General features: G+C 40.9%; 6 protein-coding genes. All 6 read left to right on the forward strand.

The genetic code is table 11. The annotated features are described in order from the left end of the window. A partial coding sequence (locus V7126_RS15150; RefSeq protein WP_335497698.1) for a SufD family Fe-S cluster assembly protein occupies positions 1–436 on the forward strand: 436 nt, incomplete at its 5' end. Beyond that, positions 436–1,656: a cysteine desulfurase SufS gene (sufS, locus tag V7126_RS15155; protein ID WP_175075440.1), complete on the forward strand. Its 1,221-nt coding sequence runs from the start codon at positions 436–438 to the stop codon at positions 1,654–1,656. The genes V7126_RS15150 and sufS, both read left to right, overlap by 1 nt. Further along, entirely contained in the window at positions 1,646–2,092 is a 447-nt protein-coding gene (gene sufU / locus V7126_RS15160; RefSeq protein ID WP_175075439.1) for a Fe-S cluster assembly sulfur transfer protein SufU, read from the forward strand. The genes sufS and sufU overlap by 11 nt, the downstream gene beginning before the upstream one ends. Positions 2,093–2,109: 17 nt before the next feature. Beyond that, positions 2,110–3,507, forward strand: coding sequence for a Fe-S cluster assembly protein SufB (sufB, locus tag V7126_RS15165; RefSeq protein ID WP_046130191.1), 1,398 nt, complete (start codon positions 2,110–2,112; stop codon positions 3,505–3,507). Positions 3,508–3,699: 192 nt separating this feature from the next. After that, positions 3,700–5,259, forward strand: coding sequence for an ATP-dependent nuclease (locus tag V7126_RS15170; protein WP_175075406.1), 1,560 nt, complete (start codon positions 3,700–3,702; stop codon positions 5,257–5,259). Then, positions 5,244–6,242: an RNA helicase gene (locus tag V7126_RS15175; RefSeq protein ID WP_175075405.1), complete on the forward strand. Its 999-nt coding sequence runs from the start codon at positions 5,244–5,246 to the stop codon at positions 6,240–6,242. Before V7126_RS15170 ends, V7126_RS15175 begins: the two co-directional genes overlap by 16 nt. Positions 6,243–6,288: the final 46 nt, after the last annotated feature.

Raw genomic sequence — 6,288 nt, forward strand, 5'->3', positions numbered from 1 at the left:
CGGCAGAGGAGAGCAGACTCAAAACTTTACGACGCAAATCATTCACCACGGAAAGCATTCAGAAGGCTATATCTTAAAGCACGGCGTCATGAAGGATTCCGCATCTTCGATCTTCAACGGCATCGGAAAAATCGAACACGGCGCGTCTAAATCAAATGCGGAGCAGGAATCACGCGTCCTTATGCTGAGCGAAAAAGCGCGCGGCGACGCGAACCCGATTCTTTTAATCGATGAAGATGACGTTACCGCCGGCCATGCTGCATCTGTCGGCCGCGTCGACCCGGTTCAGCTCTACTATTTAATGAGCCGAGGGATTCCGAAAGAAGAAGCAGAGCGTCTCGTCATCTACGGATTCCTTGCACCGGTCGTCAACGAACTTCCGATCGAAGGCGTGAAGAAACAGCTCGTCTCCGTGATTGAAAGGAAAGTAAAATAATGAATGTCAAAGATATTCGCGAACAGTTTCCGATTCTCCACCAACAAGTCAATGGGCACGACCTCGTCTATCTGGACAGCGCGGCTACATCGCAAAAGCCGCGTGCCGTCATAGACGCGCTCGATCAGTATTACAAATCTTATAATTCTAATGTCCATCGCGGCGTTCATACACTGGGTACGAGAGCTACCGATGGATATGAAGGAGCACGTGAGAAGGTCAGGAAGTTTATCAACGCGAAATCGATGCAGGAAATTATTTTTACGCGGGGCACGACAACAGGCCTGAACACAATTGCGCTAAGCTATGCCCGCGCCAATCTCAAGCCGGGCGACGAGATCGTGATTACGCCGATGGAGCATCATGCCAACATCATTCCTTGGCAGCAGGCGGCGAAAGCGACCGGCGCAGAACTGAAGTACATTCCGCTTCAGGAAGACGGCACCATTTCATTGGACGATGTCAGAAAAACGGTGACCGCCAACACGAAAATCGTATCTTGCGCACACGTGTCAAACGTTCTCGGGACGATTAACCCGATTAAAGAAATCGCAAAGATCGCCCATGAAAACGGTGCAGTAATGGTCGTTGACGGCGCGCAGAGCACGCCGCATCTGAAAATCGACGTACAGGATCTGGACTGCGATTTCTTCACCTTTTCCGCCCACAAAATGTGTGGTCCGACCGGAATTGGGGTACTGTATGGAAAGAAAGCTTTGCTCGAAAACATGGAACCGGCGGAATTCGGCGGAGAGATGATCGATTTTGTCGATCTTTACGAATCAACCTGGAAGGAGCTCCCTTGGAAATTCGAAGCGGGCACCCCGATTATCGCGGGTGCGATCGGATTGGGAGCGGCGATTGACTTCCTGGAAGAAATCGGGCTTGACGCCATTTCAGAACACGAACACCGCCTGGCTTCATATGCGCTCGATCGTTTTAAAGAGCTGGAAGGCGCGACTGTCTACGGACCCGAACACCGCGCAGGCCTTGTGACATTCAACATCGAAGACGTCCATCCGCACGATGTCGCAACCGTGCTGGATGCGGAAGGAGTCGCAGTCAGAGCCGGCCACCATTGCGCACAGCCTTTGATGAAATGGCTGAATGTTTCCGCTACTGCAAGAGCAAGCTTTTATCTGTATAATACAGAAGAAGATATCGACAAACTGATTGCAGCTCTTCAGAAGACAAAGGAGTATTTCACAAATGTCTTTTAATGTGAACTTGGATACACTGTACCGGCAGGTGATTATGGATCACTACAAAAACCCGAGAAATAAAGGGGTTTTAAACGACAGCATCGTCGTTGACATGAACAATCCGACATGCGGTGACCGAATCAGGCTGACGATGAAGATTACGGACGATAAAGTAGAAGATGCAAAATTTGAAGGTGAAGGCTGCTCCATTTCCATGGCGTCCGCTTCAATGATGACGCAGGCGATCAAAGGAAAAGACGTGGAGACAGCCCTTCAGATGTCACATATCTTTTCAGACATGATGCAGGGCAAGGACTATGACGATACGATCGATCTGGGCGACATCGAAGCCCTTCAAGGCGTATCAAAGTTTCCAGCCCGAATCAAATGTGCAACCCTTTCATGGAAAGCCCTCGAAAAAGGCGTTGCCAAAGATGAAAGCGATAATGAATAAGATTGGAGTGAAAATGGATGGCTAAAAAAATGCCGGATATCGGCGAATATAAATACGGCTTTGCCGACAAAGACGTTTCCATTTTCCGTTCAGAGCGGGGACTGACAAAAGAAATCGTTGAAGAAATTTCACGCATGAAAGAAGAGCCGGAGTGGATGCTCGATTTCCGCCTGAAATCTCTTGAACATTTCTATAACATGCCAATGCCTCAATGGGGCGGAGATTTAAACTCTTTGAACTTTGACGAAATTACGTACTATGTAAAACCTTCCGAGCGTTCAGAAAGATCATGGGACGAAGTGCCGGCAGAAATCAAAGAAACGTTTGACAAGCTGGGCATCCCTGAAGCTGAACAAAAGTATTTGGCCGGGGTTTCCGCGCAATATGAATCAGAAGTCGTGTACCACAACATGAAAGAAGACCTTGAGTCTCAAGGAATCATCTTTAAAGATACGGACAGCGCCCTTAAGGAGAACGAGGACATTTTCCGCGAACACTGGGCAAAAGTCATTCCGCCGACAGACAACAAATTTGCGGCGCTTAACTCAGCGGTTTGGTCAGGAGGATCATTCATTTACGTGCCGAAGGGCGTAAAAGTGGATACCCCGCTGCAAGCATATTTCCGGATCAACTCTGAAAACATGGGGCAGTTCGAACGGACGCTGATCATCGTCGATGAAGGCGCGCACGTTCATTATGTCGAAGGATGTACTGCACCTGTCTACACGACGAACTCGCTTCACAGCGCGGTCGTTGAAATTATCGTCAAAGAAGGCGGCTACTGCCGCTATACGACGATCCAAAACTGGGCGAACAACGTCTTTAACCTCGTTACAAAACGCGCTGTTTGTGAAGCAAACGCGACGATGGAATGGATCGACGGAAACATCGGTTCCAAGCTGACGATGAAATACCCTGCCGTCATCCTGAAAGGCGAAGGCGCGCGCGGCATGACGCTTTCTATCGCTCTTGCAGGCAAAGGCCAGCATCAGGACGCGGGTGCGAAAATGATCCACCTTGCGCCGAATACGTCATCAACGATCGTGTCAAAATCGATCTCAAAACAAGGCGGAAAAGTCACATACCGCGGAATCGTCCACTTCGGACGCAAAGCGGAAGGCGCCCGCTCAAACATCGAATGCGACACGCTGATCATGGACAACAAATCAACTTCAGATACGATTCCTTACAATGAAATCTTAAACGACAACATTTCATTGGAGCACGAAGCGAAAGTTTCAAAAGTATCTGAAGAGCAGCTCTTCTACTTGATGAGCCGCGGCATTTCCGAAGAAGAAGCGACGGAAATGATCGTCATGGGCTTTATCGAGCCATTCACAAAAGAACTGCCGATGGAATACGCGGTTGAGATGAACCGGTTGATTAAGTTTGAGATGGAAGGGTCTATTGGTTAATAGAGTAAAAAACCCGTCACATAATTGTTTGTGACGGGTTTTTCTTATGCACTTTTTATATCCCTTTTACCACTATTGCGGTGCTTTTGAACTGAGATTTTCTGATATCAAATTGTGTTTAACATATCATAGATTATTAGGGGATATATGGTATCATATTATATAAATTATTTATTTAAGGAGAGGGAGAATTTGTACATAGAAAAAATAAAAATTAAGAACTATAAACAATTTAAAAATCTCGAAGTAAAATTTAATCCATTAATAAATATTTTAATCGGTGAAAACGGAGCAGGTAAGACGTCTATTTTAGAAGCTATCAGTTATGTGTTAGGAGCTAATGATCGTGGTGTTGAAAGTGAAGGAATTCAGTCCTTGTTTAATGTAGAGGTAATTAAAGAGTACTTAGATGGAGAAAAGAATTACGAGAATTTACCTGTTTTAGAAGTCGAATTGTTTATTGCTGAGAACGAGCATCAGTTTAAATTAGTAGGTAAACACAATTCGGAAAAAGATGAGCTAAGTGGACTTAAAATGAGAATCTCGCCTAATGATGATTACGCGAGTGAGATTGCAGAAACGCTAAGTCATAGTGAAGTTTTTCCATTTGACTATTATAAAGTTGAGTTTAAAACTTTTGATGGGGGATCTTATACTAGCTACAATCGTTATTTACGCTATGCCACAATCGACTCTGCTAAAGTTAATTCAAAGCATGCTACACAAAAGTTTATTGAGGATTATTATAAAAGAGTAAAGAAGTCGGAAGAAAGAGCAAAATTGCAACATCAGTTTAGGGAGCGTAGCCATCAGTTTTCTAAAGAATTATTGAGGTCAGAGGAAAATTCAGAGTATCAGTTAAAATTAAATGCTCATAAAGGGAAAGCGTTAGAAGAGAGTCTGACAATTCAAAAAAAAGATATAGATATTGCAAATTTGGGTCGTGGTGACAGTATGTTTTTTAATATTGACTTTGCGTTATCACGTACAAAACAAGATACTAATATTATTTTAATTGAGGAACCTGAGAATCATTTAAGCTATTTAAATATGCATCGCTTAATTAAAAAGGTTGATGAAACTGAAGAAAAGCAAATCTTTATAGCCACTCACAGCAATATGATTGCGACCCGATTAGATTTGCAGAATGCTATTTTTCTTGGAGATGGCAAGAGTACCAAATTAAATGATTTAGACGAAGAAACATCTCACTTTTTTCAAAAAAGTCCAGACAATAACGTTTTAAATTTTATTCTATCAAATAAAGTTATTCTTGTTGAAGGAAATACAGAGTATATCTTACTTGATTCTTTTTATAAAAAATATATAGGAAAGGAAATGTATGAAGATGGAATTGCAATGATCTCAGTCGGAGGACTTTCTTTTAAAAGATATCTTAAAATAGCCCAGAAGATAAATAAAAAAGTTGCTGTAATTACAGATAATGATAGAGATTATAGAAAGAATATCGAAGAGTCATATAGAGAATATGTAAGTGACAACATTAAAGTTTTTGCAAATAAAGAATCACAAGAATACACCCTTGAAGTATCGATTTATAAACACAATGAAGCATTTTTAGATAAACATCTTAAAAATGATCAGATGAGGAATGGTGTATTATCATACATGTTATCTAATAAAGCAGAGGCAGCATTTCGAATTTTAAGGTTATTAGAGAAATGTGAATTGGATAAAGAGTTTGAAATACCATCCCATATAAAAGAGGCATATAAATGGATAAGATTATGATTCAGGCAGTGGCTGGAGCTGGAAAGACTACTTTTCTATTAGAACAGTTAAATTTAGAAGAACGAGCTGCATTGATAACATACACTCAAGCAAACCAAGAACAGTTAAGAAGGAACATTATTGGAAAGTTTGGATATTTTCCAAATAATATTCACGTTTTTGGTTTATTTGAGTTTTTATATAGTTTTTGCTACAGACCACTACAAACAAATTATCTAGTGAATGGTATATGCTTTGATCGTCCTTCATCTTATTTAAAGGGATATCACCATAGTGATGGACGAATTTACTCTAATCAGCTATCTAGATTTTTAATAAAAGAAAAAGTTCCCTACTTACAACGAATCAATCGATTCTTTGATCATCTGTATATTGATGAAGCTCAAGATCTAACTGCGGATGATCTTGATTGGATGCTAAGTTTAAGTGATTTGAAGATTCCAGTAACATTAGTAGGTGATTTTCACCAATCAACTTTTGCGTCTAGTCGACGAGGAAAAAAAGGTAAGGGGGTATTCGCAAGTTATGAAAGTTATAAAAAACAGTTTGAAAAACAGGGGTTTTATTTTGATACTGAAAAACTTATTGCAAGTCACCGATGTTCCAAAAGTGTGAGCAAGTTTGTAAAAGAAAAGTTGGGTATAAATATGGAGTCACACCGAGAGGATGAAACAAAAATAGAGTTTTTAACGGATTTGGAAAGTATAAAGTCTATTTTAAAGAATGACAAAGTTATAAAGCTCTTTTACCAAAATTCAAAAAGGTATTCGCTTAAAGCAGATAATTGGGGAAATGTAAAAGGATTAAGTTTTTCAGACGTATGTGTTGTTCTTAATCCAACAACATTAAAAAAATATCCTGATCATTTATCTGATCTAGCGTCTCAAACTTTAAGTAAATTTTATGTAGCGTGTACCCGTACAAAAGGTAATTTGTATTTCATTAATCAGAACTACATACCGGAACAATATCAGAAGCATTAAAAAGAAAATTTAAGAGTAAACAAGAATATAATTGAGATACATAACC

Origin of the sequence: Bacillus sp. JJ675 (assembly GCF_036963165.1) — a bacterium.
GTDB lineage: Bacteria > Bacillota > Bacilli > Bacillales > Bacillaceae > Bacillus > Bacillus glycinifermentans.

What these genes read in the sequence shown, in the direction of transcription:
- sufS (WP_175075440.1), top strand. Translation starts at nt 436, where the DNA reads ATGAATGTCAAAGATATTCGCGAACAGTTTCCGATTCTCCACCAACAA.
- sufU (WP_175075439.1), top strand. Translation starts at nt 1,646, where the DNA reads ATGTCTTTTAATGTGAACTTGGATACACTGTACCGGCAGGTGATTATG.
- sufB (WP_046130191.1), top strand. Translation starts at nt 2,110, where the DNA reads ATGGCTAAAAAAATGCCGGATATCGGCGAATATAAATACGGCTTTGCC.
- V7126_RS15175 (WP_175075405.1), top strand. Translation starts at nt 5,244, where the DNA reads ATGGATAAGATTATGATTCAGGCAGTGGCTGGAGCTGGAAAGACTACT.